This window comes from Metasolibacillus sp. FSL K6-0083 (genome assembly GCF_038630865.1).
GTDB lineage: Bacteria > Bacillota > Bacilli > Bacillales_A > Planococcaceae > Metasolibacillus > Metasolibacillus fluoroglycofenilyticus.
In genome coordinates this window covers 2,279,394-2,296,246 of the sequence record NZ_CP152046.1, presented here as the reverse complement: position 1 = coordinate 2,296,246, position 16,853 = coordinate 2,279,394, and the positions used below count along the sequence as shown (strand labels likewise).

Below are 16,853 nucleotides of genomic sequence, written 5' to 3'. Positions count from 1 at the left end.
GTGGCTGTGATGTATTCAGCGTATTTTTTAATGAGCGATGAAGATGTAAAAAAATATGTTCAAGCAAAGATTAAAGACTTTTCAGGGGAACTACAATGCAGGGAAATTGGAGACGGTAATTTAAATTATGTATTTAGAGTAACGAATGAAGCGGGGGCCTCAGTTATTGTCAAACAGGCAGGACCTCAAGCGAGGATATCTGAAAGCTTTGTACTTTCGACAGACCGAAATCGTATTGAAACAGAGGCATTAATGCTAGAAGCTGAATACACACCAGATTTAGTGCCTAAAGTTTTGTTGTTTGACCAAACGATGAGCTGCTGTGTAATGGAAGATTTAAAGGATTTTGAAATTATGAGAAAGGATTTGATGGCATTTCATACATTCAATCATTTCTCGGAAAATATTTCGACGTTTATGGCTGAAAACTTAATTCGTACAACGGATTTTTTAATGAATCCTGTAAAGAAAAAGCAGCTACAAAAGCAATTTATTAATCCTGAGCTTTGTGAGATTACGGAGCATCTCGTTTATACAGAGCCATATATTGATTTTAAAAAGCAAAATATGCTAACAGAGGGTAATGAGGAATTCATTCAAGACTTTGTATATAACGATAAAGAAATGCATCTGAAAGTTGCGAAGCTAAAGCAACAATTTTTAACACAGGGTCAGGCTTTACTTCATGGTGATTTACATACGGGCTCTATATTTATTAATCAAAAGACTTTAAAAGTTATTGACCCGGAGTTTGCCTTCTATGGTCCTATTGGCTACGATGTTGGGAACTTAGTAGCAAATTTAACATTTTCTTGGCTGAGAGCACTTGCCTTTAACGAAGTAGATTACGGAAATTGGGTAGAGAATGTATTAGTAGAGACAATGGAAAAATTCGAGTTAAAAGCAAGGGCGATATTACAAGAGTCGATAGAACAGTTCGCCATTTATGAGGAAGTTGTAGAGGGGTTTTTATCCTCTATTTTACGGGATACATTTGCCATTGCAGGACTAGAAATAAATCGTCGAATCATTGGCTTAGCAAAAGTAGCAGATATTACAACAATTGAAGATAAAGAAGCACGTATTTTAGCTGAACGAAGAGGTTTATCCATTGCGAAGGAATGTATAAAAAATGATGCTATTTCTAGCATTTCTAAATATCTTCAGTTGCTACTTAAATATAAAGGTGAGGTGTTGATATAATGGAACTTAAGACAATAGAATGGAAAGATGATAAATTAATACTTCTAGACCAAACAGCATTGCCTAACGATGTCAGCTATGTAGAGATTACTACTGCTGAAGATGTTTGGAACGCTATCCATTCCATGATTGTACGCGGTGCACCAGCCATCGGTGTAACGGCTGCTTATGGGGCTTATATTGCTATTCAGCATTTAAAAGGCTCAGTGGAGGAAGCAAAGATAGTGTTAAAGGAACAGCTTGATTACTTAGCAACATCTAGACCGACTGCTGTTAATTTGTTTTGGGCGCTTGAGCGTATGGGGAAGGTAGCAGAGCTGTTTTTAGGAAGTGATTTGGACGAGTTTAAAGAGTGTATGCTTGAGGAAGCGATAGCTGTTCATATGGAGGATGTTAATATTAACCGAAATATTGGAGAGCATTTATTAACTTTATTAAACGATGGTCAAGGTGTTTTAACACATTGTAACGCTGGTGCATTAGCAACAACAAAATATGGCACTGCAACATCACCGTTTTATTTAGCAAAAGAAAAAGGAATGAGCTTAAAAGTTTTTGCAGATGAAACACGGCCTCGATTTCAAGGAGCTATGCTCACTTCTTTTGAGCTTTACCACGCTGGAGTTGATGTAACATTAATTACGGATAATATGGCTGCAACAGTAATGGCGCAAAATAAAGTGCAGGCTGTTATTGTTGGCTGCGATCGTGTTGCGGCAAACGGCGATGTAGCTAATAAAATAGGTACACTGGGGGTAGCAATTTTGGCAAAGCATTATGGTATACCATTTTATGTCGCTACACCTACACCTACGATTGACTTAAATTGTGCAACTGGTGCAGAGATTCCAATCGAAGAGCGAAATAAGGATGAGGTGCTAAAGCCGACAGGGCAATATATTGCACCACCAGAAGTAAAAGTTTATAACCCTGCTTTTGATGTGACGCCTGCTCATTTAATTACAGCAATTGTTACAGAGAAAGGAATTATTCATAGCCCAAATGAGGAGAAATTAAGGGCGGTTTTTAACTAATATTAGTAAAGAATAGGATGACACGCATGGTAAATTCATTACAACATCGACGAAATGAGATTAGTAAATTAGTGAATCAAAAAAACTACGTTGAAATATCAGATTTGAGCAACCGCTTTAATGTTTCTGAGATGACAATAAGAAGAGATCTAGAAAAGATGGAGAATGAAGGGTTATTGATTCGCGTTTTAGGGGGAGCAAAGCCCATTCAAAAATCATTTGTAGAGGATAACTTAAATTTGCGTGCATCTGAAAACCTTTTATCTAAGCAAGTTATAGCACGAGAAGCAGTTAAACTAATTGAAGACGGCGATGTAATTGGCTTTGATGCGAGTACATCTGCTGCTGAGGTAGCAAAATTAGTTAAGGATTTTAAGAATATCACAGTTGTTACAAATAATATTACAATAACATTAGATTTGATTAGTAGTGAAATAACAACGATTTTACTGGGGGGATATGTGCGCCCAAATTCCATCTCGACGATGGGGACATCTTTAAAGAAGTATATGGAATCTATTAATATAGATAAAATGTTTGTATCAGCTCGCGGATTAACATTGCAGGAGGGTTTGACAGATTCTACGATTGATGAGGGCGAAGCGAAGCAGGCGATGATTCATAAATCAAATCAAATTATTGCCCTCGTTGACCATAGCAAGATTGGTGTCAAAAAACTGTTTCAAGTTATACCTTCAGATGAAATTAATACGATTATCGCTAGTGATTGTGATTGTTTTACAGCAGAGCAAAAAGAAGTAATTGATGAATTTAAAAAGAATCATACCGATTTTCGACTTGTAAAAAATGATGAATAAGGGGTTGTTCATTTGAGACTACTTGATGAACGAAGAAAAATTGTCCAATACTGTCAATTACTTTTGAAAAGTGGACTGACAAAAGGCACTGGTGGCAATATAAGTATTTATGTTCCTTCTGAAAACTGTGTAGTGATTAGCCCAAGTGGCGTACCATATGATTCTATGGAGCCAGAGGACGTTGTGCTGATTGATTTAGATGGGAATAAAATAGAAGGTAATTATAAACCTTCGAGCGAGTGGGCTATGCACACAGCTGTGTACAAACAAAAGCCAGAAATGCAGGCAGTCGTTCATACGCATTCTGTATTCGCCAAAACACTCTCTTGTTTACGTGAAGATTTACCAGCCGTATCTTATTTAGTTGCTGTTGCGGGAAAAAAGGTGTCATGTGCCCAATATGCAAGCTTTGGTACACAGGAGCTTGCTGACAATGCATTAACTGCGATGGGAGATTCTAAAGCCGTTTTATTAGCAAATCATGGACTACTCGCAGCGGGAGAAACGATTGAAGAAGCATTTAATATTGCCGAGGAGATTGAGCTTTGTGCTGAAGTATATATTCGTGCTAGAGGAATAGGAAAGCCGGTTGTTTTAGATGATGATGAGATGGAGTATATGCTGGAACGCTTCAAAACATACGGTGCCAGGCACACAAACAATTCTCACACAATTTAATGAAAAAAGGATTGCCCTCGCGCAGGAGGCAATCCTTTTTTGATTTTTCAATTTTGCCTTAGCGTAATAAACTTTGGATTTTTTCGGATTTACTCGAAAAAACCTTTGAAATTCGCGGGAGGCTGGTCTTTTTAATTAGCAGGATTCCTACTAAATTAAGAGAATTGAGGGTGTTTTCTCATGTCCAAATGGTTGACTGCAATTGTATTTAAAATAGCGAGGCGATGCTATTTTGCGGAATATAAATACAAATGCAGGTGATTGGAACAGTTATAGCATAGCGCATTTTTATGCAGAATGGTGGTTTTTCATCAAACCTTAAATGAAATGTAATGTTATTGTAGCATTATTACAAAATTAAGGTTGCTGTAAGCTTCGCACAATTTTACCGTAAGGAGCGCCTGCTAAAGTAGAAGTATCAAGATGGAGGTGCGAAGGATGAAACCTGTTTTACAAGTTGAAAATATAACAAAGGCATATGGCAAGGGTGCTAATCTATATAAAGCATTAAATGGTGTAAGCTTCAAAGTGCATAAAGGAGAGTTTGTTGGTGTGATGGGACCGTCTGGTGCAGGGAAATCGACTTTACTAAATGTTATTGCAACAATTGATAGCGCGACGACGGGTAAAATTGTCATTGATGAGACGAATATTGCCGATATGAAGGATGAGCAGCTTGCAGACTTTAGACGAGACCATTTAGGCTTTATTTTTCAGGATTACAACTTACTTGATTCGTTAACAGTGCGTGAAAATATTGTATTACCTTTAGCAATCGCAAAAAGACCTGCGTCAGAAATAAATGAACGCGTAGAAAAAATTGCGAAATTGTTCGGCATCGAGGGACTGCTTACTAAGTATCCGTATCAAATTTCAGGTGGACAAAAGCAGCGTACAGCCTCAGCACGTGCACTCGTAACAGAGCCAAAGCTATTGTTTGCGGATGAGCCAACAGGGGCCTTAGATTCCAAATCAGCAACGGATTTACTGGAAAGTCTTAGTGATTTGAATGCGAAGCAGCAGTCAACAATTTTAATGGTGACGCATGATGCTTATGCAGCTAGCTTCTGTCAGCGCATTCTTTTTATACAGGACGGTCAGCTATCGAAGGAAATTTTTCGTGGTCAAGCAACGCGTAAGCAATTTTTCCAAACAATTTTACAGGAGCTTACAGTGATTGGCGGTGACGTAAATGACGTTATTTGATTTAGCATTGAAAAATATGCGCCGCAATATGAGAAGTTATGCATTGTATTTTGGCTCTGTATTGTTCAGTATTGTCATTTATTTTACATTTGTTACATTGAAATATAGCGATGATATTAGTGCTTTAGCAGATTCGTCTTTGAAGGTGCAAGGTATTATGAGTGCGTCCTCTGTCGTTTTATTAATTTTTGTGGCGATGTTCATTATTTATGCCAATTCCTTTTTTATAAAAAAGCGCAAAAAAGAAGTAGGGCTGTATTCGCTGCTAGGTGTGCGCAAAAAGCAAATCGGTTTCCTATTATTTTTTGAAAATATCGTGCTTGGCATATTATCACTAGCGATTGGAATTATGCTTGGCTTTCTATTATCCAAAGGTTTATTAACGATATTAGTTCGTTTGATGGGGCTGGATGCAGTAGCGAGCTTCACACTATCAAGTGAAGCGGTGCTTAATACGACAGTTGTTTTTATGATTGTTTTCTTATTTACATCATTACAAGGCTATCGCGTAATTTATCAGTTTAAATTAATTGAATTATTTTATGCTGATAAAAAAGGTGAAAGCTTACCGCGGGCAAAATGGTTGGCAACGATTGCGGGAATTACCTTGCTAATATTCGGTTACTGGTTAGCATTGCAGGATTTAATGACATCGAAAATGTGGGCAATGCTCGGTATAGCAACACCGATTGTTATTATTATAGCAACGGTTGCAGGAACGTATTTATTATTTCATAGCGTCCTCGTCTTCGTCCTCACAAAGTTAAAAAATAATGAGCGCTGGGCATGGCGCGGGCTAAATTTATTAAGTGTTTCGCAGCTTTTGTATCGTATTCGAGGTAACGCGAAAACCTTGACAACAATCGCTGTATTAAGTGCTACGACGATTACGGCTGGCGGTGCAGTATATGGACTGTATTACAATACGGGCGAGCAGACGCAGCATTATTTACCGAACACGTTTATGTGGGAGGGGGAGGCGGCTCGTATTTCTTCACAGGATGTTGTTTACGATGAAACGATTAATGCCAAGCAGTCAGAGCTAGACGTTGCAGGAGTTACCTATCGCTATACATTTATCGATAATGATACGTACAACAAGCTAGCGAAGCTGCAAAAGCGCGAACAATTAACTGTTCACAACGGGGAAGCCATTATGCTAGACCCATATTATGATGAACGCTTTTCAACAAATTTTACTGGACAACAATTAACTATCGGGAAAGTAGCGGTAAAGGTCAAGAGCTTCCGAACAGAAAGTATTTTGAATGCCGACATAGTTGCACAGGTAATTGTGGTATCTGCAAGGGATTATCAAGCATTAGAAGTTAATGACAGCGCCTACCAATTAATCGGTATGAGCGACGAAAAAAAACAAGTAGTAACTTCTAATGACCTACAGCAACAATTAGGCGATAGCTATTTATCAAGCTTCCCAGCTAGCTATAAAGCGTCAATGGAAAGTTTAGGCTCATTATTATTTGTTGGTAGTTTTTTAGGTCTTGTATTTTTAGTTGCAACAGGCAGTATTATTTACTTTAAAATAATGACGGAAGCAGAGGAAGACCGCGGTAAATATGAAATCTTGCATAAAATTGGTGTCGGTCATAAAGAGATGAGCAAAACCATCCGCATGCAAATCGGCTTTATCTTTGCAGCACCATTAGTAATGGGGATTTTGCATAGCGCTTTCGCTTTGAGTGCATTTTCAGGATTAATGGGCGCAAATATCATTGTGCCAGTCATTATATGGATGGGTGTTTATGTGGGGATTTACGCAGTGATTGGGTGCCAGGCACACAAACAATTTTCACACAATTTACAGTGGAGGCAAATAAAATGAAAAAAGTATTTATTGCATTAGCATCGTTGATTATCGTTGTGATTGCAGGTCTTGTTGTAATTGCGACGGTTGATTTTAATCGTTTAGGGAAAGAGGCTGTATATGTGCAAATTACTGGAGATGGAGAGGTTGAGAAGTTTACAACAGCAAGTGGCGAAGTGATGGCGACATATTGGTATAAGCAGGCTGCCTATAAGGAAAATGGCGGGGTTGTTGAGGTGGAGTTTTCAGCAAACAAAAATTTACGGCATGATGCTTATTTAAAGCTTTATGTGAAGAGCGGTAAAGAGGTGACATCTTATGATGAAATATCGTATGATGAGCTACCTGAGAAAGTGAAGGAGAAATTTTGACATTTTTCAGTAGAAGTCTTCAACCTCTACAGATGGTGAGATGAATGTCTTGATTAGGTAGGCTCATTTCAGTGAGTGTCCAAACACTCGCCGATAATGAGGAATTCAGTCTAGGGTCATTGTATCTGGTGGTAACGACTGAGTAATCAACATCGTGTTGGCACAAGTCACCTGCGGATGTCACATATTTTGAAGAGGAGTTTTCGAGCAAGCTCGAAAAAATTTGGATGCAATTATGCGGAGGTGTGATTTATTTAGGTAATTGTTTTGGGGATGAAAAATAGCAGACGGGGAATGGGGCAGAAAATTGCTTTTCGCCCCATTCACTACAGCCTCACAACCACAGTTGTGCCAACATCAATCTTACTTGTTACAATGACCTCTCCACCATGAACTTGGATAATGTCGCGGGCAATTGCCATACCTAGCCCAGTGCCTTTAATATTTTCCGTATTTGTACCACGATAATAGCGCTCGAATATTTGTGGTAAATCCGCCTCTGCAATTCCTTTGCCTTGGTCGCGAATAATGATGGTAGCTGGTTCCTCGACAGAAATTTCTAACGCTACTTGTGCATCATTATGCACGAGGGCATTATAAATAAAGTTTAACAATGCACGTTTCATCAAATGGCTATCGATGCTTTTCATAAGTCGCTCGGTTTGTGCTTCAAATGAAATATTATGCTCGCTAAACGATGGATCATTCAAGACATCGATAACAAGCTCGCGTACAAAGGAAACGATATTTGTTTCCACAAGCTGCAATGGCATTTGCTGCTGGCGAAGCCGCATTGTTAATGTGAAGTCATCTAGTAGTTCACGCATATAAACTGATTTTTTTTCAATAATTTCTGCGTAATCTGCTTTTTCCTTTGGTGAAATATCGTCTTGCAGTAGTTCGGCGTAGCCTTGGATTGAGGCAAGCGGTGTTTTCATATCATGCGAAACATTGCTAATCCATTCATTGCGCATCAGCTCCAGTTTATGGCGCTCCTCCTCTTGTAGCTTCAGACTCTCGGCGACATCATCTAAATTTTGAAAAACCGAATGATAAATGCCTTGGTTTTGCATATTGGCAACAGAAAAATTGCGGCTTTTCAACTTTCGAATGCGCTCAATCATGCCATAAATCGGCTTTGTCAGAAATGAACTGAAGATAAAGCCAATAATTGCAGCAATAACAAGGTCGATGATAATAATAATAAGAGCAACCTGTGCTACAAATTGGGAGATGGAGCTTGTATTTGAGGTGAAAACAATTTTCGTCAAACTGCTATCTTCAATACCAACTAAATACATAATGCCATCATGCTCTGTGACAAATATAGACGTATTATTTTCGTCGCGATATTTATAAGCATGTATTAACTCAACAGGTGTGTAATGCTGAGGCGCTGTAGGCGGTGCTAATACTTCAGCAATCACATGACCATTATCATCTAAAAATTGCAGCCACGCATTGCGCTGTTGTAGTGCAGCAACCCCTTCGTCTGAAATTTGAGGTGTGCCATCGACTTCCGAAATGTAACGTGCGAGTGTACGTGTAAAATCTGTTGGTGAAGGATGGATTTCCTCGCTTGCATTATTGTAAATAAAAAATGCCACAATTGAAATCATACCGTTTATTAAAATAACGCAAAATACTGTACATATGATGGCAGTTAAAAAGCGACCTGTTATTTTCCATCTCATAAACGCTTCTCCTTATTTCGCCTTAAAGCGATAGCCTAAACCTTTAACAGTCGTAATATAGATTGGGCTAGATGGGTTGTCCTCAATTTTTTCTCGCAGGCGACGAATATGCACCATTAATGTATTGTCTGCTCCAAAAAATTCTTCCCCCCATACTTGCTCAAATAATGTTTCCTTACTCAAAATACGATTTGGATTGCGTAAAAAGCAAGCCATTAAGCCAACTTCCTTAGCCGTTAAATCAAGTACAGTTCCAGCCTTGTATACTTCAGTTTCATCCGTATTAATGGTGAAAGGACCGACACTAGTTGTTGGTGCTTCAGCTTGTGTCTGGTAGCCTGCGCGACGCAACTGTGCCTTGACGCGATATGCAACTTCCTTTGGGCTAAATGGCTTTGTAATATAATCATCTCCGCCAATTGCAAGTCCGAGAAGTTTATCAATTTCATCTGATTTCGCAGATAAAAATAAAATAGGTATATGCGATACCTCACGCATTTTTTTACATAAATCATAGCCTTCTCCATCAGGGAGCATAATATCGACTAATGCAATACTCGGTGAATGCTGCTCAAACATATTCCAGCCTTCTGTGACAGAGCTTGCAGTAATAATATTTGAAAAGCCTTCCTTTTGTAAGGTAGTTGTTAGTAAACTTCGTAAATCAGCCTCATCATCTATAATTAAAATGCATGGTTGTTCCATACAAACACCTCTTTCAGCAATCCATTTCTTCTTTTAGTATAGGTGATAATGATAGGGAAGTGAATTTTTAGTATTACTATATTATTGGAAGAGTTAAATGAGGGATGCCAAAAAAGCCGTGCATAGACGGCTTTTTGGACGCTGTTGGGTGTGCTTTTTCAAAGAATTCGCCAGAGGGTTATTTGAAAACAAGAGAAACACCGAGCTTTACAGCTTACTTTTTGAAAATTGAACTCACAGTGTTTGTACACCCACTGAATAAATCGAAAAAGAAGCATTCAATTTGTCAATTATAGAGATGGAAGTATTCTATGCCTGTCACGTTGCTTTCGGTACAAAAAAGGAATTTGCCCAATCAAAATAAATAATTGGCTGTCACATCCTCAAAGAAAACTGCAGATTGCCAATTGGTGAATTAAGGTAAAATATTAACAATTAACTCATCCATATTTGGCACTTCTTCAATTAATCCATAGTCTTTTAACCATTTGGCTGTTTCTTCCCAAGACGATTTTTCTTGAGTTGCGAACCCAGATTCACTCTTCATTTTAGGTAATAAAATATTAATGCTTTCCGTTTCAACTTCTTTATTTAAAGGGAAATTCGCTTCATCCTGTTGGTCGAGGAGAATTTGTAATGCTTCTTCACTGTTCTTTTCCATAAAATCGAAGCCTTTTCTAGCTGCACGCCAAAACGCTTCAATTTCTTTTTGTTCTTTTTCCCATGTTTTTTCACTCGTAACGGCGACTAATTCATAATAGCTTGGCACTCCATAATCTACTGGATTCATGTATCCAACATCATGACCTTCGCTTTTCAATTGCGGTACTTCATGGTTTACGTATGCCCCAACAACGGCATCAACCTTTTTGGATATTAATGATGAACCTAGTTCGAATTCAACGTTAACCATGTCTACGTTTTCATAGCTTCCTCCACTGTTTTCTACAATGGTTTTGATAATTGTTTCATTCAATGGAATTCCTGGATAACCAACTTTTTTTCCTTCTAATTCTAGTGGATTTTCAATCGGTTGATTTGCACGAAATACAACATGATTTAATGGTGAACGAACGACTGCTGCTACTGCTTTTACAGGTATCCCTTCATTTGCTACTGCTTGAATGACATCCGGTTGATAATACATTCCCATCGTTACTTTACCAGCTGCTGCAAGAGATAGTGGGTCTGTTGGGTTTGCCGGAAATTGAAATTCGACATCTAACCCTTCTTCTTCAAAATATCCTTTTTCTTTTGCAACGTATAAATAACTATGTACCGCATTTGGATACCAGTCTAACATCATTGTAATTTTATGATTTTTATTTTGTTCTTTCTCATTGCTGGCTTCACTCTGACAAGCTGCGAGGATAAATACAAGCATCATACTTATAACGATACTTAACCGTTTTTTCATCATTAATTTTTTCTCCATTTCAAAAAAGATTTTTCTATAATTAAAACAACAATAAATAATGCAATACCGATGAACGATAAAATAACAATTGGTGCAAAAACACCTGCTCCATCAAATTGAGTCATCATTCTTCTACTAAAATACCCTAATCCTGATTGTGCTCCTAACCACTCCCCAATTGCTGCTCCAATAACACTCATCGGTACCGCAACTTTTAATCCTGAAAAAAACGATGGTAAGGCAGAGGGGACTTCTAACTTAAAAAAAATTTGACTTTTTGTTAACCCAAATGTTTGAAGCAATTCTTTTAAGTCCTTCTCTGTAGAACGTAAACCATCAAACATGCCTATCGTAATCGGAAAGAAGGTTATCAAAATCGTCACAACAACCTTGCTCCAAATTGTATAACCAAACCATAGAACAAAAATAGGTGCTAACGCGATAATTGGAATCGTTTGAGAAGTAATCAGTAAAGGATAGAGAGATTGCTCTAAAACCTTTGAATAATGCATGGCTATAGCTATTGCAACCCCCAACACAAGAGAGATAGACAAGCCTATGCTAATAACTGCAAATGTAGCTGGAAGATGGGATTGCAATAATACGTCTTTCAACTCCCACAATTTGATAATAACCTGGGAGGGTGATGGGAGAATAAATGAAACATGAACAAGTCTTGCAACAATCTCCCAAATCACAAGTGTTGTGGAAAGTAATATGGCAGAATACATATATCTTTTCATTATGTCACCTTCATTTTAAAATAATCGATTAGTTCATTTTTCAAATTAATCAATGAAGGCGCATCTAATTGTTGTCTGCTTCTCGGCCTCTTTAATGGAACATTGATTTCTTCAATCGTATGAATCGGTGTTTCACTAATGACAAAAACCTTGTCCGATAAAAATAATGCCTCTGAAATATCATGCGTAATAAAAACAATCGATGATTTAGTTTGATTCCATTGTTCTAACAGCCACTCCTGCATATACAGCTTTGTCATCGCATCAAGGGCTGAGAAGGGTTCATCCAATAGAAGTAAATCTGAACCAGTTAATATAGCACGTAAAAATGACGCACGCTGTCTCATCCCTCCTGATAGTTCATGGGGATATTTATTGTAAACATGCTCTAATCCGAAATCTTTTAATCTATTTAAAACTAATTGTTTATCGTATTTCTTATTTTTTCCTTCGAGTGGTAAAGCAACATTTTCCGCTATCTTTCGCCAAGGAATAAGTAAATCTTTTTGTGGCATATAGCCTACTTTACCTAGACGATTCGTTTCTTCATAACCATTTAGAAAAATAGAGCCTTCTGTTGGTTGTTCCAGTCCCACAAGTAGTCTAAATATTGTTGATTTGCCTGTTCCACTTGCCCCAACAATACTGACAAACTCACCTTTATTTACTTGAAAATTTAACTTATTTAAAATATAGTGTGGGTGATCATAATAAAATGATACATCTTTAAACTGCAGTACATAATCATGCTTTTTATCCATACTCATAAAGTCTTTCATCCTTCTTGTTCAATTGATTTCCGCGTTCCCCTTTAACTTATGTTGATACCAAGATAAACCTCCATTTCTGTCACTTTTTCTTGGTGTTTGTCCATTCGTAAACAAAATGAATCATCGTTTTCGTAAAAGCAATAAGTTGATCGATGGAGCAAGATTCATTTACTGCATGAGCATTTTGAAAATCGCCTGGTCCATAAATGGCAGCTGGGATACCTGCGTCGCCAAACCATCCACCATCAGTAACGGAAGGAGATACATCAATCGTAGCTTCTTTTCCATGGTTCATTTGGTGAGAGGAGGACAATAATTGAACAGCTGGATGATTCGGATCAACTTCTAGTGAAGGGAAAATTTCGCCTTTGTCTTCAATCATCGAACTTCCTCCCCACACGAATGTCGGCGGATAGTGCCTTAGCCATGGATCCGACTTTGCAACAGAAAGTATATGTTCCTCAATCTCTCTAGATACCTCTTCATAAGTTTCATTAGGGTAGTAGTGAACAGTAATCCATAGTTTACATTCGTCAGCTATAAAAGCGGGCTGTCTTCCACCTTCAATAACAGCAGGGTTGATTGTATTTGTACCAGGTGGAAATCCTTCATATTGCTTAGTAACCGCCCAATGGCGCTCTAAATCTTGCAATCCTTCTATTATTTTCATCATTTTTTCAATGGCACTTGCTTGCAATAGTCCGCCACCTGCGTGAATCATATTTCGTCTCATAGCATCATGAAATGTTTTAGCACTTTTTATCGTAATCCAACCCGTGATTACCCCGCCTTGACCTTGTATATGTAAATCACTCGTATCAACAACAAGCGCAAAGTCGGCTTTATATCCTCGCTCACAACATTGAAGTGTACCAGCCTCTCCGACTTCTTCTCCGATGACAGATTGGAAAATGAGATCGCCCTTCACCTCAAATTTTGCCTCATGTAAAAGTTTTAATGCAAATAGGGCCCCTGCAATTCCTCCTTTCATATCAGCTACGCCCCTACCTATAATAGCCTCTTCAGTTACTATTGGATCAAAAGGATTCGTTAACCATTGTTCGTCATCTCGTATTTCAGCTACATCAACATGCCCATTAATAATTAAACTGCTATATAATTCAGGTTCCGTTCCTTTTTTCACCCCAACGACATTGGGGTCATCTGGATACACATCCCATATATCAATTTCAAAATTAAGATTTTTTAAATAATTTGCGATAAATTGTTGAATATTTTTTGTATTTCTTGCAGGTGGTGCGGGTGTTTCAAACTTTATAAGTGTAGTAACCAAATCAATCAATTCTTGTTTGCGATTTTCTACTTGAAGCATCAATCTCTCGATATTATTTGTCACAACATTCCCGCCTTTTTTGTAATAGAGAAACCACTTGCGAAAAGAAGTGGTCTGAAATCTATCAATTTATTTTCATGAACCGCTTCTTTCTACTAGGATGTACTAGTTTGTAAGTAGTAATACACCCTCTCTAGTGGTCAGATTCTATTTAATTATTCTTTTCCTGTCCATTCGATTATTATTTACACCAAATCAATATTAAATTTTTGCTAATTCTTTTACTGGCCACATTGAAATGTTTTCAGCCATATCCCAGAACATATATTCAAAGTAACTTGTTTTCACAAATATTTCTTCTAGTTTATTCAGTTCATCTTCTGGCTTTCCTTGTGCAATCTCATTGATTAAATCGATGCAATCTTCAGCAATTTTAGTAAACCCGTCAGAAGAATACATTTTAACCCAGTTTCCATAGAGTTCATGCTCTAAAGAATTTGGCCATTCAGCTAATTTTTTACCAATCCAATTGTAACTCCATGCACATGCTAATACTGCTGCAATCGTATTCTCTACTCCGCCTAACTGTGCTTGGCTAAGCATATAGCTTGTATACGCTGTCATTGTAGCAGATGGCTCTGTATTTTCTAATTCTTCGTTGGAAATCCCAAATTTCGCTGCATACTCACGGTGTAAATCCATTTCAAAATTCATTGTTCCATGCAATAAATTTGCAAAAATAGTCATTGTTTTTAAATCATTGGCTTTGGTACTCCCTATTGCGAAAACTCTAGAGTACTCTATTAAATACACATAGTCCTGCTTCATATAATGTATGAATTTTTCCTTCTCAAGAGTCCCTTCCCCAATCCCCTTTACAAAAGGATGTTCTAAATAACTATTCCATACAGGCTGCACTTTTTTAAATAAACGATCAGAAAATGTCATTGAATTTACTCTCCTTTGTCATTACTAAAATATAATTGAGTAGGGGGAGCGATGAACTCCTTACCTCTCAAACCTACGTATGAATTTGTATACGGTGGTTCAATTAAACAGAAAGAGCTTTGTTTTGTTTGGCAAGCTCACCTAATCATACCTAGCCTTCTGTGAGATTTGCCTTACTCAAATCTGTGTCTTGTCTTCAGAACTCTCTAGATTCAGCCCCTTTCTTTTTAGATAACCCTTATTTTTGTCATGGAAACTCGGAATTTGCACCTGAGAGTATATGCGTATACTAGGCACAAAAAACCCATTCCTGTAGTATAAGGAATGGGTTAATGTATATAACAAAATATATGCACATATTTCACCATTACTTCCCTACGCTAGTACGACCTAGATCAGGTTCAAAGGGTCAAGACTTGTCTCTCTCAGCAAAATTATGCTCCCCTAGTAATTTGAATATTTGATTGTATCTAGCTAATCATAGACATAATTGTTTGTCAAGTGGCCGCTTACAGTTACTTTCCTTTAAAACAAAATAAACAGCTCATTGTGATAAGGATTATTAATATAAAATAATCTCTAGATTAGTATTGAGAATATAATATTAATGCACCGTTCAACTAGCTTGTTATCTTTTGCTGCAACTTGTCAATATAGACATATAAAAAGTCGCTTAACACACAAAAGTTTCTAAATTCACGTAAATGCTTGTACTCCAATATATCACTAGTTAAACTAGTAATATAAAGTATAAAAGGATGGTGGCTTTAATGACGAATGAACAACCAATCGAACATGAGAATAACGAAACGATTAAAGCAGTAGAAACGCTTTTTGTCAATGAGTTTACGAATGGTGTATTAGATCCAAATAAGCCGATGCTTGGTCCGCTCCGAAATGGCGGGACAATTATTGCCAACACAGCACCTGGCTGCTGGGGACCAATGCTAACACCTGAAATACGAGGCGGGCATGAAGTAACAAAACCGGTATACATAGAGGGTGCTGAAGTTGGAGATGCACTTGTTATTAAAATTAAATCAATTCAAGTAACGTCCATTGCGACTGCATCTGGTACGGATGAAGCACTGCCAGACCGTTTCATAGGTGACCCATTTGTGAAAGTAAAATGCCCTGGCTGCGGCAAGCTACATCCACAAACGAAGGTTCAAGGAATCGGACCACAGGCAATTCGCTGTGCAATTTGTGATACAGCAACTGCGCCATTTGCTATTACAAATGGTTATACGATGGCTTTTCACCATAATGAACAATTAGGTGTGACAGTGGGCAAGGACGGTGCGCGAAAAATTGCGTTAGATGCTAATCATTATATGCGAATACCTGAAAACTCGAAGCAAAATCCTGTCGTAAGTTTAGCGCCTTCTGATTTAGTTGGCGTGTTAGCAAGAATGCGCCCATTTTTAGGGCAGTTAGGCACAGTGCCTTCAAAAGCGCTACCTGATTCACATAATGCGGGTGATTTTGGTGCGGCATTAATCGGTGCACCACATGAGTTTATTTTAACTGAGGAGGAATTAGTCTCACATAAAACCGATGGCCATATGGACATTAGCCGCGTACGTCAAGGAGCTACTATTATTTGCCCTGTAAAAGTGGATGGTGGCGGTGTTTATATCGGTGATATGCATGCAATGCAGGGCGATGGTGAAATGGCGGGACATACGACAGATGTTGCCGGCATTGTACAATTACAAGTAAGCGTGCTAAAAAAAGTAGCTATCGACGGACCAATTATTTTAGCGAATGAAGAAGATTTACCATATACTGCAAAGCCATTCACGAAAGAGGAAAAGCGCTTAGCACGAGAGCTAGCAGAGGAATATGGATTAAAGCAGCTAGAGGAGGCATTGCCTATTTCGGTTGTTGGAACGGGCGTCAATCTAAATATTGCAACGGATAATGCGGTGGAACGGGCAGCAGCCTTACTAGATTTATCTAGCGATGAGGTGAAAAATCGTATTACCTTAACAGGTGGCGTCGAAATTGGTCGACTACCGGGTGTGGTCACAGCAACATTCCAAGTACCGAAAACATTGCTAAAACAAGCAAAAATATATAAGCCAGTAAAACAGCAGTATGATTAAGGATAGGGGGCTGTCCGAAAAGTGAATATCTTTTCGGAC

At 38.1% G+C, this 16,853-nt stretch carries 15 protein-coding genes and 1 riboswitch; of the genes, 8 read left to right on the top strand and 7 right to left on the bottom strand.

Annotated elements, in window-relative coordinates:
• Positions 1-9: 9 nt before the first annotated feature.
• The 7 genes from mtnK to MHB51_RS10610 all read left to right on the top strand — a co-directional run bounded on the left by mtnK (position 10) and on the right by MHB51_RS10610 (position 7,135).
• Entirely contained in the window at positions 10-1,203 is a 1,194-nt protein-coding gene (gene mtnK, locus MHB51_RS10640; protein WP_066170611.1) for an S-methyl-5-thioribose kinase, read from the top strand.
• Positions 1,203-2,237, top strand: coding sequence for an S-methyl-5-thioribose-1-phosphate isomerase (gene mtnA / locus MHB51_RS10635; protein ID WP_342558124.1), 1,035 nt, complete (start codon positions 1,203-1,205; stop codon positions 2,235-2,237). The genes mtnK and mtnA overlap by 1 nt, the downstream gene beginning before the upstream one ends.
• Before the next feature lie 26 nt (positions 2,238-2,263).
• Positions 2,264-3,055 carry a DeoR/GlpR family DNA-binding transcription regulator gene (locus MHB51_RS10630; protein WP_342558123.1) on the top strand — a complete coding sequence of 264 codons (792 nt, stop codon included), beginning with the start codon at positions 2,264-2,266 and terminating at the stop codon, positions 3,053-3,055.
• A 12-nt stretch (positions 3,056-3,067) separates the two neighbouring features.
• Positions 3,068-3,733, top strand: coding sequence for an L-fuculose-phosphate aldolase (locus MHB51_RS10625; RefSeq protein ID WP_342558122.1), 666 nt, complete (start codon positions 3,068-3,070; stop codon positions 3,731-3,733).
• Positions 3,734-4,171: 438 nt separating this feature from the next.
• Positions 4,172-4,939: an ABC transporter ATP-binding protein gene (locus MHB51_RS10620; protein WP_342558121.1), complete on the top strand. Its 768-nt coding sequence runs from the start codon at positions 4,172-4,174 to the stop codon at positions 4,937-4,939.
• Positions 4,926-6,782 (top strand): ABC transporter permease, encoded by a 1,857-nt coding sequence (locus tag MHB51_RS10615; protein ID WP_342558120.1) that lies wholly within the window; start codon positions 4,926-4,928, stop codon positions 6,780-6,782. Before MHB51_RS10620 ends, MHB51_RS10615 begins: the two co-directional genes overlap by 14 nt.
• Positions 6,779-7,135: a YxeA family protein gene (locus tag MHB51_RS10610; protein ID WP_066170591.1), complete on the top strand. Its 357-nt coding sequence runs from the start codon at positions 6,779-6,781 to the stop codon at positions 7,133-7,135. Before MHB51_RS10615 ends, MHB51_RS10610 begins: the two co-directional genes overlap by 4 nt.
• A gap of 326 nt (positions 7,136-7,461) precedes the next feature.
• Here MHB51_RS10610 and MHB51_RS10605 read toward each other — a convergent pair whose 3' ends face one another.
• The 7 genes from MHB51_RS10605 to tenA all read right to left on the bottom strand — a co-directional run bounded on the left by MHB51_RS10605 (position 7,462) and on the right by tenA (position 14,706).
• Complete coding sequence (locus tag MHB51_RS10605) at positions 7,462-8,829, bottom strand: HAMP domain-containing sensor histidine kinase (protein WP_066170589.1); 1,368 nt, start codon at positions 8,827-8,829, stop codon at positions 7,462-7,464.
• Between the two features lie 12 nt (positions 8,830-8,841).
• Positions 8,842-9,534 (bottom strand): response regulator transcription factor, encoded by a 693-nt coding sequence (locus MHB51_RS10600; protein WP_342471437.1) that lies wholly within the window; start codon positions 9,532-9,534, stop codon positions 8,842-8,844.
• A 415-nt stretch (positions 9,535-9,949) separates the two neighbouring features.
• Positions 9,950-10,951, bottom strand: a complete 1,002-nt coding sequence (locus MHB51_RS10595; protein ID WP_066170772.1) for an ABC transporter substrate-binding protein — start codon at positions 10,949-10,951, stop codon at positions 9,950-9,952.
• 2 nt (positions 10,952-10,953) lie between these two features.
• Positions 10,954-11,694: an ABC transporter permease gene (locus MHB51_RS10590; protein ID WP_066170582.1), complete on the bottom strand. Its 741-nt coding sequence runs from the start codon at positions 11,692-11,694 to the stop codon at positions 10,954-10,956.
• Positions 11,694-12,455 carry an ABC transporter ATP-binding protein gene (locus MHB51_RS10585; protein ID WP_342559482.1) on the bottom strand — a complete coding sequence of 254 codons (762 nt, stop codon included), beginning with the start codon at positions 12,453-12,455 and terminating at the stop codon, positions 11,694-11,696. Before MHB51_RS10585 ends, MHB51_RS10590 begins: the two co-directional genes overlap by 1 nt.
• An 88-nt stretch (positions 12,456-12,543) precedes the next feature.
• On the bottom strand, positions 12,544-13,821 hold the full coding sequence (locus MHB51_RS10580) for an acetylornithine deacetylase (RefSeq protein WP_342471435.1): 1,278 nt from the start codon (positions 13,819-13,821) through the stop codon (positions 12,544-12,546).
• Between the two features lie 198 nt (positions 13,822-14,019).
• Positions 14,020-14,706: a thiaminase II gene (gene tenA, locus MHB51_RS10575; RefSeq protein WP_107941802.1), complete on the bottom strand. Its 687-nt coding sequence runs from the start codon at positions 14,704-14,706 to the stop codon at positions 14,020-14,022.
• A 355-nt stretch (positions 14,707-15,061) separates the two neighbouring features.
• Positions 15,062-15,162, bottom strand: a riboswitch (TPP riboswitch).
• Positions 15,163-15,476: 314 nt separating this feature from the next.
• Between tenA and MHB51_RS10570 the strand changes: the two genes are divergently transcribed.
• Positions 15,477-16,814 (top strand): acetamidase/formamidase family protein, encoded by a 1,338-nt coding sequence (locus MHB51_RS10570; RefSeq protein WP_066170577.1) that lies wholly within the window; start codon positions 15,477-15,479, stop codon positions 16,812-16,814.
• Positions 16,815-16,853 lie beyond the last annotated feature (39 nt).

Excerpts from the sequence above, each read along its gene's own strand:
- mtnK (WP_066170611.1), top strand. The coding sequence starts at position 10 with ATGTATTCAGCGTATTTTTTAATGAGCGATGAAGATGTAAAAAAATAT.
- mtnA (WP_342558124.1), top strand. The coding sequence starts at position 1,203 with ATGGAACTTAAGACAATAGAATGGAAAGATGATAAATTAATACTTCTA.
- MHB51_RS10630 (WP_342558123.1), top strand. The coding sequence starts at position 2,264 with ATGGTAAATTCATTACAACATCGACGAAATGAGATTAGTAAATTAGTG.
- MHB51_RS10620 (WP_342558121.1), top strand. The coding sequence starts at position 4,172 with ATGAAACCTGTTTTACAAGTTGAAAATATAACAAAGGCATATGGCAAG.
- MHB51_RS10615 (WP_342558120.1), top strand. The coding sequence starts at position 4,926 with ATGACGTTATTTGATTTAGCATTGAAAAATATGCGCCGCAATATGAGA.
- MHB51_RS10610 (WP_066170591.1), top strand. The coding sequence starts at position 6,779 with ATGAAAAAAGTATTTATTGCATTAGCATCGTTGATTATCGTTGTGATT.
- MHB51_RS10605 (WP_066170589.1), bottom strand. The coding sequence starts at position 8,829 with ATGAGATGGAAAATAACAGGTCGCTTTTTAACTGCCATCATATGTACA.
- MHB51_RS10600 (WP_342471437.1), bottom strand. The coding sequence starts at position 9,534 with ATGGAACAACCATGCATTTTAATTATAGATGATGAGGCTGATTTACGA.
- MHB51_RS10595 (WP_066170772.1), bottom strand. The coding sequence starts at position 10,951 with ATGAAAAAACGGTTAAGTATCGTTATAAGTATGATGCTTGTATTTATC.
- MHB51_RS10590 (WP_066170582.1), bottom strand. The coding sequence starts at position 11,694 with ATGAAAAGATATATGTATTCTGCCATATTACTTTCCACAACACTTGTG.
- MHB51_RS10585 (WP_342559482.1), bottom strand. The coding sequence starts at position 12,455 with ATGGATAAAAAGCATGATTATGTACTGCAGTTTAAAGATGTATCATTT.
- tenA (WP_107941802.1), bottom strand. The coding sequence starts at position 14,706 with ATGACATTTTCTGATCGTTTATTTAAAAAAGTGCAGCCTGTATGGAAT.
- MHB51_RS10570 (WP_066170577.1), top strand. The coding sequence starts at position 15,477 with ATGACGAATGAACAACCAATCGAACATGAGAATAACGAAACGATTAAA.